22 protein-coding genes and 1 tRNA gene are annotated in these 22,802 nt (G+C 73.3%); 13 read left to right on the top strand and 10 right to left on the bottom strand.

Going from position 1 to position 22,802, the window contains the following annotated elements; all coding sequences use genetic code 11:
* Positions 1–16: 16 nt before the first annotated feature.
* Positions 17–247 (bottom strand): FmdB family zinc ribbon protein, encoded by a 231-nt coding sequence (locus tag ABT015_RS09485; protein WP_063347431.1) that lies wholly within the window; start codon positions 245–247, stop codon positions 17–19.
* Between the two features lie 85 nt (positions 248–332).
* A complete protein-coding gene (locus ABT015_RS09480; RefSeq protein ID WP_502897282.1) occupies positions 333–1,694 on the bottom strand; it encodes a hypothetical protein in 1,362 nt (453 codons plus the stop codon).
* 168 nt (positions 1,695–1,862) lie between these two features.
* On the opposite strand from ABT015_RS09480, the gene ABT015_RS09475 reads away from it, so the two are divergent.
* The 4 genes from ABT015_RS09475 to ABT015_RS09460 all read left to right on the top strand — a co-directional run bounded on the left by ABT015_RS09475 (position 1,863) and on the right by ABT015_RS09460 (position 6,213).
* Positions 1,863–1,934, top strand: a tRNA-Val gene (locus ABT015_RS09475).
* A 426-nt stretch (positions 1,935–2,360) separates the two neighbouring features.
* Positions 2,361–2,687 (top strand): putative quinol monooxygenase, encoded by a 327-nt coding sequence (locus ABT015_RS09470; protein ID WP_350878106.1) that lies wholly within the window; start codon positions 2,361–2,363, stop codon positions 2,685–2,687.
* 167 nt (positions 2,688–2,854) lie between these two features.
* On the top strand, positions 2,855–3,550 hold the full coding sequence (locus ABT015_RS09465) for a VIT1/CCC1 transporter family protein (RefSeq protein ID WP_350878105.1): 696 nt from the start codon (positions 2,855–2,857) through the stop codon (positions 3,548–3,550).
* A gap of 89 nt (positions 3,551–3,639) precedes the next feature.
* Positions 3,640–6,213: an ATP-dependent Clp protease ATP-binding subunit gene (locus ABT015_RS09460; protein ID WP_402446383.1), complete on the top strand. Its 2,574-nt coding sequence runs from the start codon at positions 3,640–3,642 to the stop codon at positions 6,211–6,213.
* Positions 6,214–6,267: 54 nt separating this feature from the next.
* On the opposite strand, the gene ABT015_RS09455 is transcribed toward ABT015_RS09460, so the two are convergent.
* Positions 6,268–7,143 (bottom strand): metallophosphoesterase family protein, encoded by an 876-nt coding sequence (locus tag ABT015_RS09455; RefSeq protein ID WP_350878102.1) that lies wholly within the window; start codon positions 7,141–7,143, stop codon positions 6,268–6,270.
* Positions 7,144–7,368: 225 nt separating this feature from the next.
* Here ABT015_RS09455 and ABT015_RS09450 point away from each other — a divergent pair, with 225 nt between their 5' ends.
* The 6 genes from ABT015_RS09450 (at position 7,369) to ABT015_RS09425 (ending at position 13,986) form a co-directional block, all read left to right on the top strand.
* On the top strand, positions 7,369–8,283 hold the full coding sequence (locus ABT015_RS09450; protein ID WP_350878101.1) for a S1 family peptidase: 915 nt from the start codon (positions 7,369–7,371) through the stop codon (positions 8,281–8,283).
* Positions 8,284–8,553: 270 nt separating this feature from the next.
* Complete coding sequence (locus ABT015_RS09445) at positions 8,554–10,044, top strand: S28 family serine protease (RefSeq protein WP_350878100.1); 1,491 nt, start codon at positions 8,554–8,556, stop codon at positions 10,042–10,044.
* Positions 10,045–10,184: 140 nt separating this feature from the next.
* On the top strand, positions 10,185–10,850 hold the full coding sequence (locus ABT015_RS09440) for a TetR/AcrR family transcriptional regulator (RefSeq protein WP_350878099.1): 666 nt from the start codon (positions 10,185–10,187) through the stop codon (positions 10,848–10,850).
* On the top strand, positions 10,834–12,468 hold the full coding sequence (locus ABT015_RS09435) for an acyl-CoA dehydrogenase family protein (RefSeq protein WP_350878098.1): 1,635 nt from the start codon (positions 10,834–10,836) through the stop codon (positions 12,466–12,468). The genes ABT015_RS09440 and ABT015_RS09435 overlap by 17 nt, the downstream gene beginning before the upstream one ends.
* A complete protein-coding gene (locus tag ABT015_RS09430; protein ID WP_350878097.1) occupies positions 12,465–13,343 on the top strand; it encodes an amidohydrolase family protein in 879 nt (292 codons plus the stop codon). The genes ABT015_RS09435 and ABT015_RS09430 overlap by 4 nt, the downstream gene beginning before the upstream one ends.
* 172 nt (positions 13,344–13,515) lie before the next feature.
* Positions 13,516–13,986, top strand: coding sequence for a hypothetical protein (locus tag ABT015_RS09425; protein WP_350878096.1), 471 nt, complete (start codon positions 13,516–13,518; stop codon positions 13,984–13,986).
* 7 nt (positions 13,987–13,993) lie between these two features.
* On the opposite strand, the gene ABT015_RS09420 is transcribed toward ABT015_RS09425, so the two are convergent.
* The 3 genes from ABT015_RS09420 to ABT015_RS09410 all read right to left on the bottom strand — a co-directional run bounded on the left by ABT015_RS09420 (position 13,994) and on the right by ABT015_RS09410 (position 16,323).
* Positions 13,994–14,830: a helix-turn-helix domain-containing protein gene (locus ABT015_RS09420; RefSeq protein WP_350878095.1), complete on the bottom strand. Its 837-nt coding sequence runs from the start codon at positions 14,828–14,830 to the stop codon at positions 13,994–13,996.
* Between the two features lie 135 nt (positions 14,831–14,965).
* Complete coding sequence (locus ABT015_RS09415) at positions 14,966–15,448, bottom strand: DUF2269 family protein (RefSeq protein ID WP_063347418.1); 483 nt, start codon at positions 15,446–15,448, stop codon at positions 14,966–14,968.
* Positions 15,449–15,615: 167 nt separating this feature from the next.
* Positions 15,616–16,323, bottom strand: coding sequence for a 4'-phosphopantetheinyl transferase family protein (locus tag ABT015_RS09410; protein ID WP_350878094.1), 708 nt, complete (start codon positions 16,321–16,323; stop codon positions 15,616–15,618).
* 284 nt (positions 16,324–16,607) lie between these two features.
* Here ABT015_RS09410 and ABT015_RS09405 point away from each other — a divergent pair, with 284 nt between their 5' ends.
* Entirely contained in the window at positions 16,608–18,044 is a 1,437-nt protein-coding gene (locus tag ABT015_RS09405; protein ID WP_350878092.1) for a choice-of-anchor A family protein, read from the top strand.
* 197 nt (positions 18,045–18,241) lie between these two features.
* Here the strand turns inward: ABT015_RS09405 and ABT015_RS09400 are convergent, their stop codons facing one another.
* From ABT015_RS09400 to ABT015_RS09390, 3 genes are all read right to left on the bottom strand, one after another.
* A complete protein-coding gene (locus ABT015_RS09400; RefSeq protein WP_350878091.1) occupies positions 18,242–18,472 on the bottom strand; it encodes a hypothetical protein in 231 nt (76 codons plus the stop codon).
* A gap of 126 nt (positions 18,473–18,598) precedes the next feature.
* Positions 18,599–19,825: a kynureninase gene (gene kynU / locus ABT015_RS09395; RefSeq protein ID WP_350878090.1), complete on the bottom strand. Its 1,227-nt coding sequence runs from the start codon at positions 19,823–19,825 to the stop codon at positions 18,599–18,601.
* A gap of 14 nt (positions 19,826–19,839) precedes the next feature.
* Positions 19,840–20,670: a tryptophan 2,3-dioxygenase gene (locus ABT015_RS09390; RefSeq protein ID WP_350878089.1), complete on the bottom strand. Its 831-nt coding sequence runs from the start codon at positions 20,668–20,670 to the stop codon at positions 19,840–19,842.
* 215 nt (positions 20,671–20,885) lie between these two features.
* Here ABT015_RS09390 and ABT015_RS09385 point away from each other — a divergent pair, with 215 nt between their 5' ends.
* Entirely contained in the window at positions 20,886–21,329 is a 444-nt protein-coding gene (locus tag ABT015_RS09385; RefSeq protein ID WP_350878088.1) for an Lrp/AsnC family transcriptional regulator, read from the top strand.
* 83 nt (positions 21,330–21,412) lie between these two features.
* Positions 21,413–21,958, top strand: coding sequence for an NADPH-dependent FMN reductase (locus ABT015_RS09380; RefSeq protein ID WP_350878087.1), 546 nt, complete (start codon positions 21,413–21,415; stop codon positions 21,956–21,958).
* Between the two features lie 28 nt (positions 21,959–21,986).
* On the opposite strand, the gene ABT015_RS09375 is transcribed toward ABT015_RS09380, so the two are convergent.
* Complete coding sequence (locus ABT015_RS09375) at positions 21,987–22,619, bottom strand: MarC family protein (RefSeq protein WP_350878086.1); 633 nt, start codon at positions 22,617–22,619, stop codon at positions 21,987–21,989.
* Between the last annotated feature and the right edge of the window lie 183 nt (positions 22,620–22,802).

The following is a 22,802-nucleotide window of genomic DNA, read 5'->3' as shown; positions in this document are numbered from 1 at the left end:
GCGGAAGCGGGAGCGGTCAGCCGCAGCAGCCGCCGCCGCAACAGCCCCCTCCGCCACCACCGTTGCCGGAGGGGGCCTGGCGCGGGGCGCCGCCCGAAGCGGAGCCGGTGACGGCGACGGCGGACAGCAGCTTCACGGTGTCCTCGTGGCCCTGCGGGCAGACGGCGGGGGCGCCGGCCTGCGCCATCGGGCGGCGGAGTTCGAAGGTGGCGCCGCAGGAGCGGCAGCGGAAGTCGTAGCGTGGCATACCGGCAGGGTACCCAGGCGGTGCCCCGCCTGCGCCCTACCGGTGTTCTGCTGGCGGGTGCTGCCGGTGTCCTGCCCGGCCGGTGCTACCGGTGCCCGCCCAGATCGCCGCGGATCAGCCCGATCACCTGCGCCGCCGTCTCCCGCACGCCCGCCAGCTCGGTCAGGAAGTGCCAGTAGTCGGGGTGCCGGCCGGCCGCCTCCAGGGTGGCCACGGCCCGGTCCAGCCGCGCCACCGCCTCGTCCAGCGGGGCGGCGTGCCGCGGGTCCGGCGCGCTGCGGCCCGTCATCGCCAGCCGCTGCGCGTCGCGCAGGGCGAACCGGGCCCGCTCCACCTCCCGGTGCGGGTCGTGCTGCACCTCGTTCAGCTGCCGCAGCCGCTCGTTCACCGCGACCACCGACCCGTCCGCGGTGTCCAGCAGCGCGCGCACCGTACCGATCGCGCCCGTCGCGTCCGCCCAGCGCTGCTCGTCCCGGGCCCGGGCGGCCTCGGCGAGCTTGCGCTCCGCCGCCCGCCCGGTCTCCGCGACCTGCTCCGACACCCGCTGGAGGTCCTGCCAGCAGGCTGCGCTGAACCGGCGGCGCAGTTCGCTCAGCGCCGGCTCGACCGTCTCCGCCTTGGTCTCCAGCGCCTGGATCCGGGTCCGCAGGCTCGCCACCCGCCGGTCGATCTCCCGTGCCCGCTCCGGCAGTTGCCCGGCGTCGGCCGCGATCGCCTCGGCGCGCTGCCGCACGTCGTCCGCGCGCCGCAGCGTCGGCGCCACCCCGTGCCGGGCCGGCCCCTCGTTCAGCAGCCCGAGCTCCGGCGCCAGTTCGGCCAGCCGGGCCGCCAGGTCGTCCGCCCGCAGCCCGGCACCGCGCACCGCGTCCAGCGCGTTGCTCGCCTGGAGCAGCGCGCGCTTCGCCTGCTCCACCGCCGGGGTGACCCGCATCAGCTGCTGCTCGGCGCGCTGGAGGATCGGCTGCAGCCGCTGGAGGAAGTCGTTCAGCTCCGTCCGGGCCGAGCCGAGCTGCCCCTTCACGTCCTCCAGCTGACGCCGGGCCCGCGCCGCGGTGCCGGCGTCCAGCGTCTCGTCGTCCAGGTTGTACGCGTCCAGCGCGGCCAGGTAGTTCACGGTGACCTGGTCCACCCGGCCGGTGATCCCCGCCAGGTCCGCCAGCGCCCGGCGGGCCGTCGCCTCGTCCTCGGCCGCCCGGACGGTCTCCACCGCCAACTGCACCTCGCGCTGCGTCGAGTCCAGCTCGTAGAAGGCCTCCTGCGCGGCGTCCCGGGCCGCCTTGGCGTCCGCCCGCCCGCCCTCCCCGCCGCGCCGGCCCCACCAGCCGCCCGTCCCGGCCGAGGCCAGCCCCAGCGCACCCAGCGCACCCGCCAGCACCACCGGCACCACCAGTGCGTCGGCCAGCGCACTCCCCGCCCGACGCCACCCCCGCCCGCTCCCGCCGGCCACCGTCACTGCGCGCTCCCTGCTCCGACCCGCTGATCCACCCCCATTCTTCCCGATCACCCCACCCCACCGGCACCCCCACCCGTCCCACTCCCCGACCACCCGCACCACAGCACCCCCCGGGACCAGGTACCCTAGGCAGTCGTCGCGCCCCCACCGGGCCACGACAGGGGGCGCGTAGCTCAGTGGTAGAGCGCTGCTCTTACAAAGCAGATGTCGGCGGTTCGAAACCGTCCGCGCCCACCCCGTGAACAGCTGAAACGTCCACCGCGGCCCAGGTCAGGATCATGATCCCGACCTGGGCCGCGGTCGTGCTCGCAGTTTCGGTACACGCGCGGACGGTCTCACCACGATCGGCCGCATCGAGAACGGGCTCGTACCACCCGCACTCGTTCGCCGAGCGTGTCGAGAGGCGCCTGGCCGCGCTGGAGCTGCGGGAGGAGCCCGCCGCGCTCACCCGCACAGACGGCACCGGCCATGCGCAGGTCCGCCACCGGGGAGGAGGCGGACCGCGGGTACCTCCCCGCGTCCCGGTGGACTCCGCGAACCGCCGATCACAAGAGCGAGCTCTGACCCCTCGTCTGACCTGGGACAATGGCCACTTGTGCTCGTTGAACGGCCGCCGCTGCCCGCATGGCCACGTGCGCACGTGGAACGAAAGGAAGTCCCATGATCTTCATCACCGTCAAGTTCCCGGTCCGCCCCGAGCGCGCCGACGGATGGCTCAGCCTCGTCGACGGCTTCACCCGGGCCACCCGCGACGAGCCCGGCAACATCTTCTTCGAGTGGTCCCGCAGCGTCGACGACCCCAACGAGTTCGTCCTGGTCGAGGCGTTCCGCGACGGTGACGCGGGCAAGGCGCACGTGGAGTCCGCGCACTTCGTGAAGGCGATGGAGGACATGTCGTACGCGGTGGCCGCCAAGCCGCAGATCGTCTCGACCGAGATCCCCGGCATGGACGGCTGGGGGGAGATGGGCGAGATCACCCCTCGGTGACCTTCGCTTCCTGTCGCAACGGCCGGCCGATCCCCGCAGATCGGCCGGCCGTACTCCGTCCGGGGCCCGGGAAGGCTCCGGCCCGGCGTCGGGCGGTCGCGGGTGGCAGGGGTGGTGGGGGTGGGTGAGGATCGGGGGAGACGGTGGGCCCCGAGGGGTGGTGTGCGGTGAGCGGGCAGGCTCGGGCGGAGTTGTCGGCGCGGTTGAACTGGCTGCGGGCGGCGGTGCTGGGGGCGAACGACGGGGTGGTGTCGACGGCCGGGATCGTGACCGGGGTGGCGGGGGCGGCCGAGTCGCGGGCGGTGCTGCTGGCGGCGGGGGTGGCCGGGCTGCTGGCGGGGGCGATGTCGATGGCGGCGGGCGAGTACGTGTCGGTCAGCACCCAACGGGACACCGAGCGCGCCGCGTTGGCGAAGGAACGCCGGGAGCTGGCGGAGGACCCGGAGGGGGAGCTCGACGAGCTGACCGACTACTACCGGGACAGCGGGCTGACGGACGGCCTGGCCCGCGAGGTGGCGGTGGCGTTCACCGCGCGGGACGCGCTGGCGGCGCACGCGCAGAGCGAACTCGGCATCGATCCGCAGGTGCTGACGAACCCGTGGCAGGCGGCGCTGGCCAGCGCGACCGCGTTCACGCTGGGCGCGCTGGTGCCGCTGCTGGCGGTGCTGCTGCCGCCGGAGTCGTGGCGGGTGGCGGCCACGGTGGCGGCGGTGGTGGCGGCGTTGACGCTGTCGGGGTGGGTCAGTGCCCGGCTGGGCGGGGCCGGACCGGGCCGGGCGGTGCTGCGCAATGTCGCGGGCGGGCTGGCGGCGATGGCGGTGACGTACAGCGGGGGCGTGCTGCTGGAGCGGTTCACGGGGTGAGGTCGTCCTGGGCCGGCTCGGGAGGCGGGGTGGGGCGGGCTGTGTTTGGGTGGCTGCACACCGCTTGGGAGAGGTGATCCTCCGTGACCATGCCCCCGTTCGGATCGAGCGATCCGTTCTCCGATCTGCTCAGCCGCTTCTTCGGGATGAGCCCGATGGCCTCTCCGCCCGCCGTGCAGCGGGTGCCGATCGGGCGGTTGCTGAGCGAGTCCTCGCAGGAGCTGCTGGGGCTGGCCGCGCACCGGGCCGGCGAGGACGGGACCAGCGACCTCGACACCGGGCACCTGGCCTGGGCGGCCACCCGGGTGGAGCCGTCGCGCCGGATGCTGGAGCGGGCGGGGATCGACCCGGACCAGCTGGCCGGTGACCTGGAGCGGTCGCTGCCGTCCGGGGACCCGGCGGCGGTGGACGACGGGCAGCCCGCGCTGACGCCGTCGGCCAAGCGCGCGCTGCTGGCGGCGCACGCCCGCTCGCAGGCGGCCGGGGCCTCGTACATCGGGCCGGAGCACATTCTCGGCGCGCTGCTGGACCAGGAGCGGTCCGGGGCGGGGACGGCGCTGCGCAACGCGGCGCCCTCGCAGGAGGCGCTGAAGACGGTGCTGGAGGGGCGCGGCGTCGGTGGGGAGCGCAGCAGTACGGGCGCGCACCCGAGCGAGACGCCGACGCTGGACGAGTACGGGCTGGACCTCACCGAGGCGGCGCGCTCGGGACGGCTGGACCCGGTGGTCGGGCGGGCCGAGGAGATCGAGCAGACCGTCGAGATCCTCTCCCGCCGGACCAAGAACAACCCGGTGCTGATCGGCGAGCCGGGCGTCGGCAAGACCGCGATCGTGGAGGGGCTGGCGCAGCGGATCGTCTCCGGGGACGTGCCGCAGAGCCTGCGGGACAAGCGGGTCGTCACCCTGGACCTGACGGCCCTGGTGGCCGGCTCCAAGTACCGGGGCGAGTTCGAGGAGCGGCTGAAGAAGGTGATCGACGAGGTCACGGCGGCCGAGAAGAGCGTGATCCTGTTCCTGGACGAGCTGCACACCGTGGTCGGCGCGGGTTCCGGCGGCGAGGGTTCGATGGACGCCGGCAACATCCTCAAGCCGGCGCTGGCACGCGGCGAACTGAGCGTGGTCGGTGCGACGACGCTGGACGAGTACCGCAAGCACGTGGAGAAGGACGCCGCGCTGGAGCGCCGCTTCCAGCCGGTGCTGGTGCCCGAGCCGAGCGTCGAGGAGACGGTCGAGATCCTGCGGGGGCTGCGGGACGCGTACGAGGCGCACCACCAGGTGCGGTTCACCGACGAGGCGCTGGACGCGGCGGCGACGCTGTCCGACCGGTACGTCAGTGACCGCTTCCTGCCGGACAAGGCGATCGACCTGCTGGACCAGGCCGGTGCCCGGGTGCGGCTGCGCAGCCTGAGCGGCTCGACCGAGGCGACCGGGGTGCAGGACCGGATCACCAAGCTGAAGCGGGAGTTGGACGAGGCCGTCTCGGACGAGGAGTTCGTGCGGGCGGCCAACCTGAAGGCCGAGCTGCGGCAGACCGAGGACGAGCTGGCGGCCGTCGCGGAGTCCCGGGAGGAGGTCGTCGACGTGACCGCCGACGACATCGCGCAGGTGCTGTCGTCCCGGACCGGCATCCCGGTCGCGGAGTTGAACGCGACCGAGCGGGAGCGGCTGCTCAAGCTGGAGCAGCACCTGCACGAGAAGGTGATCGGCCAGGACGAGGCGGTCACCGCGGTCGCCCAGGCGGTGCGCCGCGGCCGGGCCGGGATGGGCGACCCGGACCGGCCGACCGGCTCCTTCCTCTTCCTCGGGCCGACCGGCGTGGGCAAGACCGAGCTGGCGAAGGCGCTGGCGGCGCTGCTGTTCGGCGACCCGGACCGGATGATCCGCTTCGACATGAGCGAGTTCCAGGAGAAGCACACCGTCTCCCGGCTGGTCGGCTCCCCGCCCGGGTACGTCGGCTACGACGAGGCCGGGCAGCTGACCGAGGCCGTCCGCCGCAAGCCGTACAGCGTGCTGCTCTTCGACGAGGTGGAGAAGGCGCACCCGGACGTCTTCAACCTGCTGCTCCAGGTGCTGGACGACGGGAGGCTGACCGACGCCCAGGGACGTACGGTCGACTTCCGCAACACCGTGGTGATCATGACCAGCAACATCGGCTCGCAGCGCATCCTCGACCACGCCGGGAACGTGGACGAGATCCGCGGCGACCTGATGCGCGACCTGCACCAGCAGTTCCGGCCGGAGTTCCTGAACCGGATCGACGAGGTGATCGTCTTCCACGCGCTCACCCGGAAGGACCTGCTGTCGGTGGTCGGCCTGCTGCTGGAGCGCAGCCGGCGGCGGCTCAAGGCGCAGGACGTGCGGTTGGAGGTCACCGAGGCGGCCAAGGAGTGGCTGGTCAACCGCGGGTACCAGCCGGAGTTCGGGGCCCGGCCGCTGCGCCGGACGATCCAGTCGGAGTTGGACAACCGGGTGTCCAACCTGCTGCTGGACGGCACGGTGCGGGAGGGCGACACGCTGATCGCGGAGGTGAGCGACGGCGACCTGGTGGTCACGCTCGCCCGGCCGGAGGCGTCGGCGACCTTCGAGGAGGCGCAGGAGAAGGCGCAGGAGAAGGCAGGGGAGAAGGTAGGGGACGAGGCGGGGGAGCAGGCGCGGGGGGCCTGATCCGTCGGAGATCCGCCCCGCCGCCGGACGCTCGGGCGGCGGGGCAGCGCGTACCTACGCCTGCGGGAAGACCTCGCGCAGCAGCGGCTCCGGCAGCCCGCGCTTGCGCCACTCGCGCGGGTAGCCGAGCGAGACCTCCTCGAACGGGACGCCGTCGTAGCTGGTCTTGCGGGGGATGTGCAGATGGCCGTAGATCATCGCCGCGGTGTTGAAGCGGCGGTGCCAGTCCGCGGTCAGTTCGGTGCCGCACCACTGGGCGAACTCGGGGTACCAGAGGATCTCGGTGGGGTGGCGGACCAGCGGGTAGTGGTTGACGAGGACGAGCGGTACGTCCGGGTCGCAGGCCGCCAGCCGCTGCTCGGTCAGCCGGACGCGCTCGCGGCACCAGGAGTCGCGGTCCGGGAACGGGTCCGGGTGGAGCATCCGCTCGTCCGCGCAGACGATGCCGCTCTCGTAGGCGGCCGCCAGGGACTCCTCCTTGGTGGTCGTGCCCGGCGCGCGGAAGGAGTAGTCGTACAGGAGGAAGAGCGGGGCGATGCGGACCGGTCCGCCGGCGCCCTGCCAGAGCGGGTACGGGTCCTCGGGGGTCAGCACGCCGAGGCTCCGGCAGAGGTCGACCAGGTGGTCGTAGCGGGCCACGCCGCGCAGCTGCACCGGGTCCTCGGGGTGGGTCCACAGCTCGTGGTTGCCGGGGGCCCACACCACGCGGGCGAAGCGTTCGGCGAGCAGTCCGAGCGCCCACTCGATGCTGGTGGTGAGTTCGGCGACGTCTCCGGCGACGAGCAGCCAGTCGTCGGGGCTGGTGGGCCGGAGCTTCTCCACCAGGTCGCGGTTCTCCTGGTAGGAGATGTGCAGGTCGCTCACGGCGAGCAACCGCCCACCCGCCCCCGTGGGCTCCGACGGCGCGTCGCTGCGGTACTCGGTAGTCACTCCTGCCCCCTGTGGTCACCCGTCCGATGTCGCCACAGTACGTGGCGGACGGGGGCCGTGGGGCGGGTTGACGCGATCGGCGGTGCGAAGGGAGGGGCCGGCGCACCGCCGCCACCGCGCGAACGAGCCATTGCGGCCGAAGTGCTTTCTTGGTGTCGTCTTGACTCTTGACAGTGAGTCATGTCCGCGACAGCTTTGGTGCACCCCCACACCGAGAGGTCTCTCATGAAGAAGCCGCTCATAGGCATGCTCGCCACCGTCCTGGTCGCCGGAGCAACCGCCCTCGCCGGCGCCCTCCCGGCCCAGGCCGCCACCGCGGAGGCCCCCGCCGCCGTGTCCGCCGCGGCCCAGGACGGCCAGTCCCTGAGCGCCCAGGCCCAGGTCACCGACAGCAAGGCGGCCCCCCGCGCCGTCAACTTCGCCGGGACGGTGGCCCTCAACAACTGTTCCGGTTCGCTGGTCCGGATGCCAGGCTCGGCCGCGAGCGACCCGGCCCTCGTCCTGTCCAACGGCCACTGCCTGGAGTCCGGGATGCCCGGCCCCGGCGAGGTGATCCTCAACCAGCCCTCCAGCCGGACCTTCACCCTGCTCAGCTCCAGCGGCAGCGGGCTCGGTACCCTGCGCGCGACCAAGGTGGTCTACGGCGCCATGACCGACACCGACGTGTCGATCTACCAGCTGAACACCAGCTACGCCTCGATCCAGTCCCGGTACGGGATCGCCCCGCTGACCATCTCCGCGGCCCACCCCACGCAGGGCACCTCGATCAAGGTCGTCTCGGGCTACTGGAAGAAGATCTACTCCTGCTCGATCGACGGTTTCGCCTACCAGCTGAACGAGGCCGACTGGACCTTCAAGGACTCGGTCCGCTACACCTCCGGCTGCAACGTGATCGGTGGTACCTCCGGCTCGCCGGTGGTGGACGCGAACACCGGGCAGGTGGTCGCGGTCAACAACACGATCAACGAGAACGGCGAGTCCTGCACCCTCGACAACCCGTGTGAGGTCGACGAGAACGGCTCGGTGACGGTGCACCAGGGCATCGGCTACGCCCAGGAGACCTACGGCATCCCGGCCTGCTTCGCCGCCGGCAACCGCTTCGACCTCACCCTGCCCGGCTGCACCCTGGTCCGGCCCTGACCCGACCGTCGCGACGGCCTGACCCGATCGCCGCGACGGTCCTGGCCTGAGCTGGCCTGAGCTGGCCTGAGCCGACCGCCACCCCGCGCCCGACCGTCACGACGTGACGGAACCGGGGCGACCCCGCTGACCAGCACCGATCCCCGATGGGCCACCCATGAACGGCGGGTGGCCCATTCGGCCGTCCACCGGACGGCCGCCGCACCACCCGCGCCGCACTGTCGGTCCCGACAGGGCGGCAGTCATATCCGTGTGACCAATGGAGAGTTGATGACCACCACGCTGCGAAGGCTGCTGGTTTCCGTCCTGCTGATACCGCTGCTCGCGCTCGGCGGCCTGGCGACCCCGGCGCTGGCCGCCGGTGCCCAGGGCGCCGACGCCGCCGGGGCCGCCCACGGCCGGAGCCCCGCCGACGACCCGAATGCCGACATCAAGGACCGGCTGGCGGCGATCCCCGGGGTGAAGATCACCGAGGAGAAGCCGACCACCACCGGCCACCGCTACTTCCTGCTCACCTACACCCAGCCGATCGACCACTTCCGCCCCTGGCTGGGCACCTTCCAGCAGCGCTTCAGCGTGCTGCACCGGGGCTACGACCGCCCGACCGTCTTCTACACCAACGGCTACACGCTGGGCACCAACCCGTCCCGCACCGAGCCGACCCGGCTGGTGGACGGCAACCAGGTGTCCATCGAGTACCGGTACTTCACCCCGTCGCGCCCCGAGCCGGCGGACTGGTCCAAGGCCGGCATCCGCCAGCAGGCCGCCGACTCGCACCGGCTGGTGACCGCGCTCAAGCGGATCTACCAGCAGGAGTGGCTCTCCACCGGCGCCAGCAAGGGCGGCATGTCCTCCACCTACTTCCGCCGCTTCTACCCGGACGACGTCGCGGGCACGATCGCGTACGTGGCGCCGAACAACACCGACGTCAACGACTACGCGGCCTACACCAACTTCTTCCGCACCGTCGGCACCCCCGAGTGCCGGGCCGCGCTGAACGCCGCCCAGCGCGAGCTGCTGGTGCGCCGCGACCGCCTGGAGACCCGCTACGTGGCCGACAACAAGGCCGCCGGCTCGACCTTCAACACCCTCGGCACGCCGGACCGGGCGTACGAGGCGGGCGTGCTCGACGTGGTCTGGGCGTTCTGGCAGTACAGCACCGAGGCGGACTGCGCCAAGGTCCCGGCCGCGGCCACCGCGACCGACGACGCGCTGTACGCGTGGTTCGACTCGCAGTCCGGCATCACCGGCAACAGCGACCAGTCGCTGGCGAAGTACACCGCGTACTACTACCAGGCCGCGACCGAGCTGGGCGCGCCGTTCTTCGACGTCTCGCACCTCAAGGGCGTGCTGCACTACGACTACAAGGAGCTGTACTCGGCCCGGTCGTACGTGCCGAAGGACATCCCGGTCTCCTTCAACCCGAACACGATGCGGGACATCGACCGCTGGGTGAAGCACGACGCCGAGCGGATCATGTACGTCTACGGCGGTAACGACCCGTGGGGTGCCAAGCCGTTCAAGCTCGGCCGGGGCAGTGACGACAGCTACGTCTACACCGTGCCGGGCGGCAACCACGGCTCCAACATCGGCCAGCTGCCGGCCGCGCAGTCGGCGGAGGCGACCGCCAAGGTGCTGGAGTGGGCCGGCCTGGGCGACCAGGACGCCGCCCGCTCGCTCGGCAAGAAGCAGCAGATCCCGCCGTTCGGCCCGCTCGACGAGGAGGGCCTGAAGCTGGAGTCGCAGCGCCACCCGCTGTAGAGCGCCACCCGCTGTGACCGGCGGGCCGTGACACCGTGTGACGCCTTGGAGGAGGCCGTCCCCAGTCGGGGGCGGCCTCCTCGCGCATACGGCGGGGCCGACCCCTGTCTGAAGCACTGAATCAGTGCTTCAATACTTTTATGGCCTACCGACGCACGCCCGCCGTCCAAGCCCGGCTGGACACCCAGCGCGAGGCCGTGCTGCAGGCGGCCGCCCTGCTGCTCGCCGAACGCGGCTACGGCGGCTGCACGATGGCCGCCGTGGCGGACCGCGCCGGGATCGCCACCGGAAGCCTCTACCAGCACTTCGCCAACAAGGCCGAGTTGTCCGTGCAGCTGTTCCGCCGGGTGGTCACCCGCGAGATGGCGGCCGTCAACGCCGCCGTCGCCCTCCGGGAGGGCCCGCGGCAGCGGGTCGCCGCGGTCGTCGAGACCTTCGCCGCCCGCGCCCTGCGCGCGCCCCGGCTGGCGTACGCGCTGCTGGTCGAGCCGGCCGACACGGTCGTGGACAGCGAGCGCCTGGTGTTCCGCCGGGCGTTCCGGGACGTGATCGCCACCGAGATCGCCGCCGCCGTGGCGAGCGGCGAACTCCCCGAGCAGGACCCGGTGCTGACCGCCGCCGCGCTGGTCGGTGCGGTCGGCGAGGCGCTGGCCGGCCCGCTCGCGGCCGCGCCCGCGCCTGAGCCAACGGCCGCGCCCGCACGGACGGCCGCGCCCACGAAGTCGGCGGGCACCACCGACGTGGTCCCCGCCCTGGTCTCCTTCACCCTGCGTGCCCTGGGAGGACGCGATGACAGCGACGCATGAGGTCACCAACCAGGTGCCCCTGCCGTACGGACACGACACCGCCGCCGATCCGACCCTGCTCGCCGCCCTGCACCGGGCCGGCGCCGGCTGGGCCGAGTCCGAACTGCACGAGCTCGGCCGCCTGGCCGGCTCCGAGCAGGCCGCCGAGTGGGGCCGGCTGGCCAACGAGAACCCGCCCGTCCTGCGCACCCACGACCGCTTCGGCCACCGCGTCGACGAGGTCGAGTTCCACCCGGCCTGGCACGAGCTGATGCGCACCGCCGTCTCGCACGGCCTGCACGCCGCGCCCTGGCGGGACGAGCGGCCCGGCGCCCACTCCGCCCGGGCCGCCAAGTTCTTCGTCTGGGGGCAGGTCGAGGCCGGCCACACCTGCCCGATCTCTATGACGTACGCCGCCGTCCCGGCCCTGCGCGCGAACCCCTCCCTGGCGGGCGAGTTGGAGCCGCTGCTGGCCGCCACCACGTACGACTTCGGGCTGCGCGAGCCGCGCACCAAGCGCGGGCTGATCGCCGGCATGTCGATGACCGAGAAGCAGGGCGGCTCGGACGTCCGCACCAACACCACCACCGCGACCCCGCACCCGGACGGCACCTACCGGCTGACCGGCCACAAGTGGTTCACCTCGGCGCCGATGTCCGACCTGTTCCTGACGCTCGCCCAGGCGCCGGGCGGGCTCAGCTGCTTCATGCTGCCGCGCGTCCTCCCGGACGGCACCCGCAACCGCCTCCAGCTGATGCGCCTCAAGGACAAGCTCGGCAACAAGTCCAACGCCTCCGCCGAGCTGGAGTACGACGGCGCGGTCGGCTGGCTGGTCGGCGAGGAGGGGCGCGGGGTGGCGACCATCATCGAGATGGTCAACATGACCCGCCTGGACTGCACCGTCGGCGCCGCCTCCGGCATGCGCTACGGCGCCACCCGGGCCGTCCACCACGCCCTGCACCGGCGCGCGTTCGGCCGGCCGCTGGTGGACCAGCCGCTGATGCGCAACGTGCTCGCCGACCTGGTGGTGGAGTCCGAGGCGGCCACCGCCGTCGCGATGCGGCTCGCCCGGAGCACCGACCTGGCCCTGGCCGGGGACGAACCCGAGGCGCTGGTACGGCGGTTGGGCCTGGCGGTGGCCAAGTACTGGGTCTGCAAGCGTGGCCCGGCGCACGCCGCCGAGGCGCTGGAGTGCCTGGGCGGCAACGGCTACGTCGAGGAGTCCGGGATGCCCCGGCTCTACCGGGAGGCGCCGCTGGTGTCGATCTGGGAGGGCTCCGGCAACGTCGCCGCCCTGGACGCGCTGCGCGCCATGGCGAAGCGCCCGGAGACGGTCGAGGCCTTCCTCGGCGAGCTCGACGCCGCCGCCGGGGCGGACCGCCGGCTGGACGCGGCCGTCGCCGACCTGCGCAAGCAGCTCACCGACCAGGCCGACCTGGAGTACCGGACGCGCCGGCTGGTCGAGTCGATGGCGCTGGCCTTCCAGGGCGCGCTGCTGGTCCGCCACGGCAGCCCGGCGGTGGCCGACGCGTTCTGCGCCACCCGCCTCGCCGGCGACCGCGGCTCCGCCTTCGGCACCCTGCCGTCCGGCGTCGACACCGCCGGGATCATCGACCGGGCCCGCCCGGTGCCGGCGTGAGCGAATCCCAGGAGGTCCGCGCGTTCTGGCAGGCCCTGGGCCTGCCGGGCCTCATCGACGTGCACACCCACTTCATGCCGAAGAACGTCCTCGACAAGGTGTGGGCGTACTTCGACGCGGCCGGCCCGCTGGTGAACCGGCCCTGGCCGATCACCTACCGCGAGGCCGAGGAGCAGCGCGTCCAGCGGCTGCGGGACTTCGGCGTCCGGGCGTTCACCTCGATGCTCTACCCGCACAGGCCCGGCATGGCCGGCTGGCTGAACGCCTGGTCGGCTGACTTCGCCGTCCGCACCCCGGAGTGCCTGCACACCGCGACGTTCTTCCCCGAGCCCGAGGCGCCCGGCTACGTGGCCCGCGCGATCGAGGACGGCGCCCGGGTGTTCAAGGCGCACGTGCAGGTCGGCGGCTACGACCCGGCGGACCGGCAGCTGGACGAGGTGTGGGGGCTGCTCGCCGAGACCGGCACGCCGGTGGTCACCCACTGCGGGTCCGGACCGGTGCCGGGCGAGTTCACCGGCCCCGGCCCGATCGGCGAGGTGCTGAAGCGCCACCCCGGACTGGTCCTGGTGGTCGCCCACCTCGGCATGCCCGAGTACCGCGACTTCCTCGACCTCGCCGAGCGCCACCCGGCCGTCCGGCTGGACACCACGATCGCCTTCACGGACTTCGCCGAGGCCGACGTCCCGTTCCCGCGCGCCGAACTGCCGCGCCTGCGCGCCCTCCGGGACCGCGTCCTGCTCGGCAGCGACTTCCCCAACATCCCGTACCGGTACGTGCACCAGCTGGAGGCGCTGGCCGGGGTGGGCCTGGGGGAGGAGTGGCTGCGGGCCGTCTGCCACGACAACGCCGCCGCGCTCTTCGGGCTGCCGGGCTGAGTCGGCCGGTCGCCGGGGGCGCGGCCCTGGGCACCCCGGCGACCGGTCTCGGCCGCGGGCCCTTACCTGCGGGGTAATCGACGCCCGGCGGCCGGGCGGGCAGGGTGGGGAGCCCGGCCGGCGTCACCGCCGCCGGGCCCCGTCCCCGTCCCCGTCAGGAGGCTGATCCGCCATGTCCGCGAACACCCTCACGCCCGCCCGCCCCGGCCCCGCCTCCCCCCTGTGGACGGTGCGCGGCGTGCTCGCCCTGGACGCCCTGGTCACCGGCGGCAACGGCCTCGTCTACCTGGGCTTCGCCGGCCCGGTCGGCGAACTGCTCGGGGTCGGCCGCGGCGTGCTGCCGGCCCTCGGGCTCTTCCTCACCGGCTACGCCCTCGGGGTCGGCGCCCTGGCCGCCCGCCGGCGGCCGCCCCGGCTCGCGGTGCGGGCGGTGATCGACCTCAACGCCGTCTGGGTGGTGCTCAGCCTGGTGGCGATGGCGGCCTGGCTGGAGCCGACCACGGCCGGCGTCGTCTGGATCCCGTTGCAGGCGGTGGTGGTGGCCCTGTTCGTCGTCCTCCAGTTCACCGCGCTGCGCCGACGCGACGGCCGCGACGGTCGGGCCGGGGGCGTCGGTGGTGGCACCGAGGGGCGCCGCACCTGAATCGGGGTCAGCGTTCCGGGCCGACCGCGTCCTGGAGGAAGCGCACCGTCTCCGCGTCGGCCGGCAGGAGGGTCTCCATGGCCAACTCGGAGACCGTCACGTCCAGCGGCGTGTTGAAGGTCGTGATGGTGGACAGGAACGACAGCACCCGCCCCTCGTGCCGGATCCGCATCGGCAGCGCGAACGGGAACAGCCCGGCGCCGTCCGCCTGCTCCCCGCCCGGGCCCGGGGCGTCCGCCGTCGTCGGGTAGCCGGCGACCTCCTCGTACAGCCGCCGCAGCGCCTCGCCGCGCAGCAGCTCGATCCGGTGCTCCACCCGCTCCAGCAGGTGCCGCCGCCACTGCGGCAGGTTCACGATGCGCGGCGCCAGCCCCTCGGGGTGCAGGGCGATCCGCATCGCGTTGAGCGGCGGTTCCAGCAGGTGCGGGGCGACGCCGTCGAGGAGCAGCCCGAGCGAGCGGTTGGCCGCCAGCACGCGGAAGGTCCCGTCGACGACCAGCGCCGGGTACGGGTCGTGGGCGGCGAGCAGCCGCTCCAGGCCGCCGCGCAGCGCGTCCATCGACGGGTCGTCCAGCGGCGTCTCGGGGAAGTGCGGGGCGTAGCCGGCTGCGAGCAGCAGGGTGTTGCGCTCGCGGACCGGGACGTCCAGGTGTTCGGCGAGCCGCAGCACCAGCTCCCGGCTCGGCCGGGAGCGGCCGTTCTCGACGAAGCTGAGGTGCCGGGTCGAGGAGTCCGCCCGCAGGGCCAGTTGCAACTGGCTGAGCTGCCGCCGTTCGCGCCAGCCGCGCAGCAGCGGACCGACTCCGGTACCCGTCGGGCTGCCCATGCCCGCCATGATCGTCATGGCCAGGACGGTACTGGACCGGGCCAGCTCCGGGGGAGAGGGCCTTTCGGCCCGGTCGGCGTGGCTTCGGCCGGCACGGCCGGGCGGCGGAGTCCCTCGTTCGCTACGGCTTCGGTACGGCTTCGGGGGCCCGGCTCAGACGCCGGTGCTCGACCCCGGCCGGATGACCATCAGCACCACGACCACCGCCCACAGCAGGTTGAACACCCCGGCCGTCATCGGCAGCAGCCGCAGGCCCTGGACGGCCTTGGCGTGCTGCTCCGGCGCGGTGTCGGCGCCGAGCGCGTCCACCGCGGCCTGCTGCCCGGGCAGGACGAAGAGCAGCAGCGAGAGCGCGGCGATCGCGGTGAGCACCATCGAGACGATGATCCAGGACTGCCCGAGCACGTCCATCACCTGGGCGAGGCCGATGCCCATCACCGGCACCGCGACCCCCAGCAGGGCGTAGACCTGGGTGATCCGGTGCAGGATCCGCAGCACGCCCGCGTCCGAGGCCTGGTCCGGCCCGCCGGCCAGCGCGGCCTTGGCCCGGCGCGGGAACATGCTGACGGCCACCGCGACCGGGCCTATGAACAGGACCGACGCGAGGACGTGCAGGCTCAGCAGGAACTTGGCCATGGCGGGGACACCCTTAATCCGGCGGTGGGCAGCTGGTGCGGCGGGCGTCCGGTGGCGGCGCGCCCGCGATCAGGCACGCTAACACCGCTTATCCGGGGGCTCGCCGTGCGGGTGGGCGTGCTCGTTCCGCAGCGCGGCGCAGCTCCGCCCTGGTCAGCGCGCCCTGGTCAGCCCGCCGTCGTCAGCTGGACGATCCTCGGCGCGGCGGTGCTGACCGCCGCGACGGCGGCGCCGTGCTCCGGGTCGGCCCAGTCGAGCAGGTGCAGGTCCTGGTGGCGGCTGCGCAGCGGGGCGCCGGGCGGGACGTCCAGGGGCAGGTCGGACAGGTCGACGGTGGCCAGGGTGTCCAGGGTGGCCCGCCCGATCTTGATCAGCGACTCCTTGCGCACCCACAGCCGCAGGAACGCCTGGTCCGGCTCCGGTGCCGCCTCGACCAGGCGCAGTTCGGCGGGGGAGAGCACTCGGCGGGCGACCGCGCCCAGCGATCCGCCGCGCGCGGCCAGCTCGACGTCCACCCCGACCGGCTGGCGGCCGGCTCCGGCCGCCACCACGCCCCGGGTGTGCGACAGGCTCACGTGCACCTCGGGGTGGTCCGGCAGGTACGGCTTGCCGTGGTCGGCCAGGCCGCAGTCCGGGCACTGCTGGGCGAGCGTGAGCGAGGCCGCCGGGACGTCGAGCAGCCGGGCGGCGCAGAGCCGGACCAGCACGTGGCCGGCGGTGAAGTCGATCCGCCCGGACTCGTGCCGGAAGCGGGCGGCGCGTTCGAGTTCGAGGGGGGTGAGCAGGTGCTCGCCCGCTTCGGGGTGCCGCAGTACGGCGTCGGCGGACGCGACGGCGACGAGCGGCGTGCTCTGGTCCTGGGCCTCGGAGGTCATTGCTCCAACCTAACGGGCGCGGACGTCGGGCGGGGGCGGCGCGGAGGTCGTCCGGGCAGGGCCGGTGGGAGGCGACTGCTGCGCCGCGCGGTGGATTCTCGGATCGGATCTGAGGATCTGTAGGGTAGGAATCGCCCGATTTAAGGTTGGATGTCCCGGATCTGCGGGATCGCCAGCAGATAGTACGAACGGGGCAGGTTGTGCATACCTGCTCCTTTTCCTATGCGCGGAGGAATGTGTCGATGGGTCAGGGCACCGGTACGCCGGATCACAGAACGACCGCCGTGAGAAGAGAACCCGCCACCCGCAGGCGCCGGACCGTCCGGGTCGCCGTGGCGACCGTCGTCGCGGTGCTGCCGCTGGCGGCCGTGCTGACGGTCGGTTCGGCCGCGCCGCTGGCCCCGCCGCTGGGCGCCTGCACGGGCCCCGACTGCCCCGCCACCTGGCCGCCGCCGAACAACGGCGACTTCCCCGGCCGGGACGCCAGCATCAACGTCTTCACCGGCGGCAACTACACCGTCAACGGCCGTGCGGCCGAGGCCGAGGGCAAGATCGTCGCGCTGGGGAACCTCACCGTCGACAAGAACGGCGGCGGCATCTACAACATGGGCGTCGTCGGCGTCGGCTCGCGCGTCGTGCCGCCCAACGGCAGCGACTTCGTCACCACCGGCGGCAACGTCGACGCCGTGAGCGGCAACTCGATCCTGATCGGCGGCAGCGACTCCCACGGCCCGGCCTTCGGCAACCTGCGCCACGCGGGCAGCGTCACCGGCACCGTCAACATCGACCCCACCGGCCAGTCGATCCAGGACCCGAACGCCGCCGCCCCCTACCAGGACGTACTGACCCAGATCGAGGAGATCTCCGACTGCGTCGGCAAGGCCGCCGCGACCGGCACCGTCGCCGTCACCAACAGCGAGGCCACCTTCACCGGTGACGGCACCAGCCTGAAACAGGTCTTCAACGTCTCCCAGAACCTGGCCTCGCCGAGCGGCGGGCAGATCGGACTGGTCTTCAACAACATTCCGGCCGGGGCCACCGTCGTGGTGAACATGCTCGGGGACAGCCCGATCATCAACACTTACACGGGCACCGGCCAGCCCGGGGACCAGACCACCGACATGCGGTCGAAGCTGATGTACAACTTCCCGACCGCGACCTCGGCGCAGATCCTCGGCAGCGCCCAGTTCCAGGGTTCGGTCCTGGCCGGCAACCCGGGCGGCACCACGACCATCGCCCAGCCCGGGATGAACGGCCGGGTGTACCTCGCGGGCAACCTGATCCACACCGGCACCGGCGGCTACGAGATCCACAGCTACCCGTTCGACGGGGACCTGCCGGACTGCCAGACGACGCCGAGCCCGTCGCCGTCCACCTCGCCGTCGTCGTCGCCCTCCTCCTCGCCGTCGTCGTCCCCGTCCTCCTCGCCTTCCTCGTCGCCCTCGTCCTCCCCGTCCTCCTCGCCGTCGTCGTCGCCCTCTTCCTCGCCGTCGTCGTCCCCGTCCTCCTCGCCCTCGGCCAGTCCGTCCAGCTCGGGCCCGGCCCCGACCAGCCACCACCCGTCCGAGCACCCGACCAGTCACCACCCCGGTGGCGGTGGTGAGCTGCCCTCCACCGGCGCGGGCAACGCCCCGATGGTCTTCGGTCTGGCCGGCGTCGGCCTGCTCGGCCTCGGTGGTCTCGCCGTCCTGGCCGCCCGCCGTCGCGGCCGCCACAGCTAGGTCCTGCCCGGGGCAACGAGCAACCGCAACAACAGCAACAACGGCCCAGACATGCGTCGGCCCCTCGCCCAGCACGGGCGAGGGGCCGACGGCGGCTCAGCGGGAGCGGAAGAAGCGGTCCACCGTGCGGCGGCCGGCGGCGACGGCGTGCACCGGTTCACCGCCCACCCGGCCGGCCAGCGTCACAGCCAACTCCCCTACGTCCTGCCGGAGTTGTTCGGCGGCCTGGGCCCGGTCGGCGGCGCTTCGGCGCGGATGGCCTCGGCGCGTTCGGTGCGGCCCTCGGTCGCGTCCCACCGCTCGGTCTGGACCCGCTCGACGCGGGGGAGGATGCGGTGGCCCAGCGTCCACGTGATCAGGAAGAACAGGGTCAACCCCAGGGCCAGCATGAAGGGTTCGGGCGAAAGTGGTCCGAGTTCGATGTTCACGCAAACCTCCCCTTGTGACTGACGATGAGTCAATCGAGAGGTTTCCCGAGGGCGATGGGAGTCGAACTTGACCTGGGCATGGCGTGCGTCACTGTCCCGTGGCGGGCCTCGCCGCGGCGCCGGGCCTCAGGTCACCTCGCCGCGGCGGGCGAACCGCTCCTCCCGCCACTCCCCGCCGGCCAGCACCTCGGCCAGCTCCCGGGCCGCGTCCCAGACGTCGGTGTACGAGAGGAACAGCGGGGTGAAGCCGAACCGCATGAGGTCGGGTGCGCGGAAGTCCCCGATCACACCGCGCGCGATCAGTGCCTGCACCACCGGGTAGCCGTCGGCGTGCCGCAGCGCGACCTGGCTGCCCCGCCGGGCGTGCTCGCGCGGGGTCACCACCTCGATCCCGTCCAGCCCCTCGACCAGCCCGATGAACAGGTCGGTCAGGGCCAGGCTCTTCGCCCGGACGGCGGCCGGGTCGGCGCGCTCCCAGACGTCCAGGCTCGCGCCCAGCGCGGCCTGCCCGAGCAGTGACGGCGAACTGGTCAGGAAGCGCCCGATGCCCGGCCTGGGGTCGTACCCGGGTTCGAAGGCGAACGGGCGGGCGTGCCCGAACCAGCCGCTCAGCGGCTGCCGCGGGCCGGCCGCCAGGTGCCGCTCGGCGACGTACAGGAAGGCCGGCGAACCGGGGCCGCCGTTCAGGTACTTGTAGGTGCAGCCGACCGCGAAGTCCGCGCCCGCGGCGCCGAGTTCGACCGGCAGCGCGCCCACCGAGTGGCAGACGTCCCAGATCATCAGCGCGCCCGCGGCCTGCACCCGGGCGGTGATCCCGGGCAGGTCCAGCAGCTCGCCGGTGCGGTAGTCCACGTGCGAGAGGACGACCGCGGCGACGTCGCCGTCCAGGTGCCGGTCCAGCTCCTCGGGCCGGACCAGCACGCTGCGCGCGCCCTCGACCAGGCCGGTGGCGCCCTCGGCGATGTACAGGTCGGTCGGGAACGCCTCGCCGTCGCCCAGCACCGTGCGCCGCCCGGGGCGCAGCCGCAGCGCGGCGACGAGCACCTTGAACAGGTTCACCGAGGTGGTGTCGCAGACCACCACCTCCTCCGGCCCGGCCCCGACCAGCGGGGCGATCCGCCGCCCCAGCCGGTACGGCTGCTCGAACCAGCCGGCGTCGTTCCAGCTGCGGATCAGCTCCCGGCCCCACTCCTCCTCGACCACCTGCCGCACCCGCTCCGCGGTGCGCACCGGCAGCGCGCCGAGCGAGTTCCCGTCCAGGTAGACCACCCCGTCCGGCAGGGCGAACTCCTTGCGGAACGCCGCCAGCGGGTCGACGGCGTCCAGCGCCGCGCACTCCTCGCGCGTGACCATGCCCATCCCCTCGTTCACAGCTCGTCCCGGATCGTCCACAGCTCCGGGAACACGTCCTGCTCGGCGGACCTGCGCAGCCAGCTCAGCCCGCTGGAGCCGCCCGAGCCGGGCTTGCCGCCCATGGTCCGCTTGACCGCGGACAGGTGGCGCTGGCGCCAGCGGGTGACCCGCTCGGCGACGTCCAGCAGCGCCTCGGCGAGCGGCTGCAGGTCGGCGTGCTCCGGGTCGGTGTAGACCAGGCGCCAGGCCGCGGCGACCTCGTCGCCGGCGCGGTAGCGCTGCTCGGAGGGCTCCGGGCGCAGCGGCAGGCCGCGCCGGGCCAGCAGGGCCAGCGCGTCGTCGTACAGGCCGGGGGAGCGCAGCGCCTCGGTCAGCTCGGCCTGCGTCCGCGGCATCCCGTCGTACATCGCGAGCAGTGCGGCGTTCTTGTTGCCGAGCAGGAACTCCAGGTGCAGGAAGGCCGCGGACTGGAAGCCGGAGGCCTGGCCGAACGCCGCGCGGAAGCCGTTGAACTCCTGCGGCGTCATGGTGGCCAGCAGGTCCCAGGACTCCACCAGCACGTCCTGGACGTGGGTGCCGCGCCGCAGCGCGGCCAGTGCGGCGGGCAGGTCGTCCTCGCGCAGCGCGCGCTGGGCGAGCGTCCACTCGTGCCGCAGCAGGTCGAACAGCAGCTCCATCACCTGCGTGGTGACGATGAACGACAGCTCGGCCGGCACCTTGCTGCGCGGGTGCTGCAGGCTGTGCAGCTCGTCCAGGCACACGTAGCGGGCGTACGGGGTGCCCCGATCCGGCTCCCCGTGCCGATCGAACGACAGGCTGGGCGTCTCCACCGTGTCGTGCCCCATCCCGATTCCTCCTGATCCACCCGGGCCCGTCGCCCGGACCGGCGACCAGACGGACGGCCTGGTTCCACCGGGGTGCCCATTGTGCGGCGGTGCGACCCCCCGGTTGAATGGTCGACGGACACCGCAACCGCGATCCGGGCTGTCGTTCGCGAGGCGTTCGGCCGATTCGCTTTACGATCGCGAAACCACCCGTTCCAGTCACTCCGGGAGCCGTCATGGATGCCGTCGACCGCCGCCTGCTGGCCGAGTTGCAGACCGACGCCAGACTCTCCTACAACGAACTCTCCCGCCGGGTGAGCCTGTCCGCACCCGCGGTGGCCGAACGGGTCCGCCGACTGGAGTCCGACGGCGTGATCACCGGGTACCACGCCCACGTGGACCTCAGCCGGGCCGGACTGCCGATCACCGCGCTGGTCCAGATCCAGTGCTACGGCCCGCGCTGCGTGCTGCGCGACCCCCAGGTGGCCGCCTGGCCGGAGGTGCTCCAGTTGCACCGGGTCACCGGCGGGGCCTGCTGCGCGCTGCTGGTCGCGGTGCCCACGATGGCCGATTTCGAGGCCCTGTGCGACCGGCTCGGCGGCTACGGCCAACCGTCCAGCTCGATGATCCTCTCCAGCCCGGTGCCCTGGCGGCCGGTGGTCGCGCCCGCTGGGACGTAGCGCCGGGGAGCCGTCGCCCCGGCGCGGCGCGGCGCCGTCGCGACCGAGGAGCGGCCCGGGGCCGGAACGGTAGGTTCCTCGGCATGCCGAACGAGCGTCACATCCTGCTGCTGCCCGGGAGCCTGCGGGCCGGTTCCGCCAACGAGACCGTGCTGCGCACCGCCGCCGCCGTGGCCGCCGCCACCCCGGGCCTGCGGGCCACCTACTACGCGGGGCTGGCCGGCCTGCCGCACTTCAACCCGGACCACGACACCGACCCGCTGCCCGGGCCGGTGGCCGCCCTGCGCGCCGCCGTCGAGGCCGCCGACGCGCTGCTGGTCTGCACCCCCGAGTACGCCGGGACGCTGCCCGGCTCCTTCAAGAACCTGCTGGACTGGACGGTCGGCGGGACGGAGATCGCCGACAAGCCCGCCGGCTGGATCAACGCGGCCGGCCCGGGCCGGGGCCAGGGCGCCGAGGCCACCCTGCGGACCGTCCTCGGCTACACCGGTGCGGCCGTGGTGGACGGCGCCTGCGTTCGCATCCCGCTGGACCGCGGGGCGGTCGGCCCGGACGGGCTGGTCGCCGATCCGCTGGTGCGGGAGCGGATCGGCGAGGTGCTGGCCCGGCTGGCGGCGGCCGCGGTCTGACGAGTGGCGGCCCGCCGGGCGGCCCGGCTCAGTGCCCTTCGGGCAGGTGGACCCCGAGCCCGGCCAGGCCGGTCAGGAACAGCTCCACGCCGACCGCCGCGAGCAGCAGCCCGAGCAGCCGGGAGAGCACCTCCAGCGAGGTGCGGTGGGTGCGCTGCATCAGCGGCGCCAGCAGGGCCACGCAGACGTAGTTGATCACCACGACCGCGAGGTAGGCCCCGCCGATGGTGGCCTTCCAGCTCCAGTCGTTGCGGGCGAGCGAGGCGACCAGCACGGCGCTGACCGCGAGCGGGCTGGCGATGTACGGCAGCAGCAGTTCGCGGATGCCGTCCACCATCGGGTTCGGCAGGTGGTCGTCGTCCTCGTTCTCGCCGCCGAGGTGGACGCCGAAGACCAGCGCGACCGCGTAGATGAAGAAGATCGTCCCGCCGGCGAGCTGCAGCGACTGGTCGCTGATGTGGAAGAGCGTGGTGACCTCGTCCGCGGTGAAGCCGAGCACCAGGCCGATCACCGCCGAGATGATCGTGCTCCACGCCGCCAGCCGTCGCAGTTCCCGGGTGCTCCGGGTGGAGGCCAGCCGGGCGAAGGCCAGCAGGACCTTGGGCGGGCCGACCACGGCGAAGAAGGTGATGAAGGCGCTGCTCAGATTGAAGACGAACATGCGCCAAGCATGACCGCGGCGGCCGGTGCGGCCGCTCCGCCACGCCACGCCCCGCGGTCGGGCGTGGCGCGAATCTCGCCCGGGGGCGGTTCATTCCCGGTCGCCGACGAATTCGCCCGGATGGCCGCCCCGGCTCGAACGGGTGCGCGCTCTCGGCTCCCATGGAAGTCGGATCACCTCCCC

It is taken from the genome of Kitasatospora sp. NPDC094016 (assembly GCF_040304045.1).
Classification (GTDB): domain Bacteria; phylum Actinomycetota; class Actinomycetes; order Streptomycetales; family Streptomycetaceae; genus Kitasatospora.
This window is presented reverse-complemented; position numbering and strand designations above follow the sequence as displayed.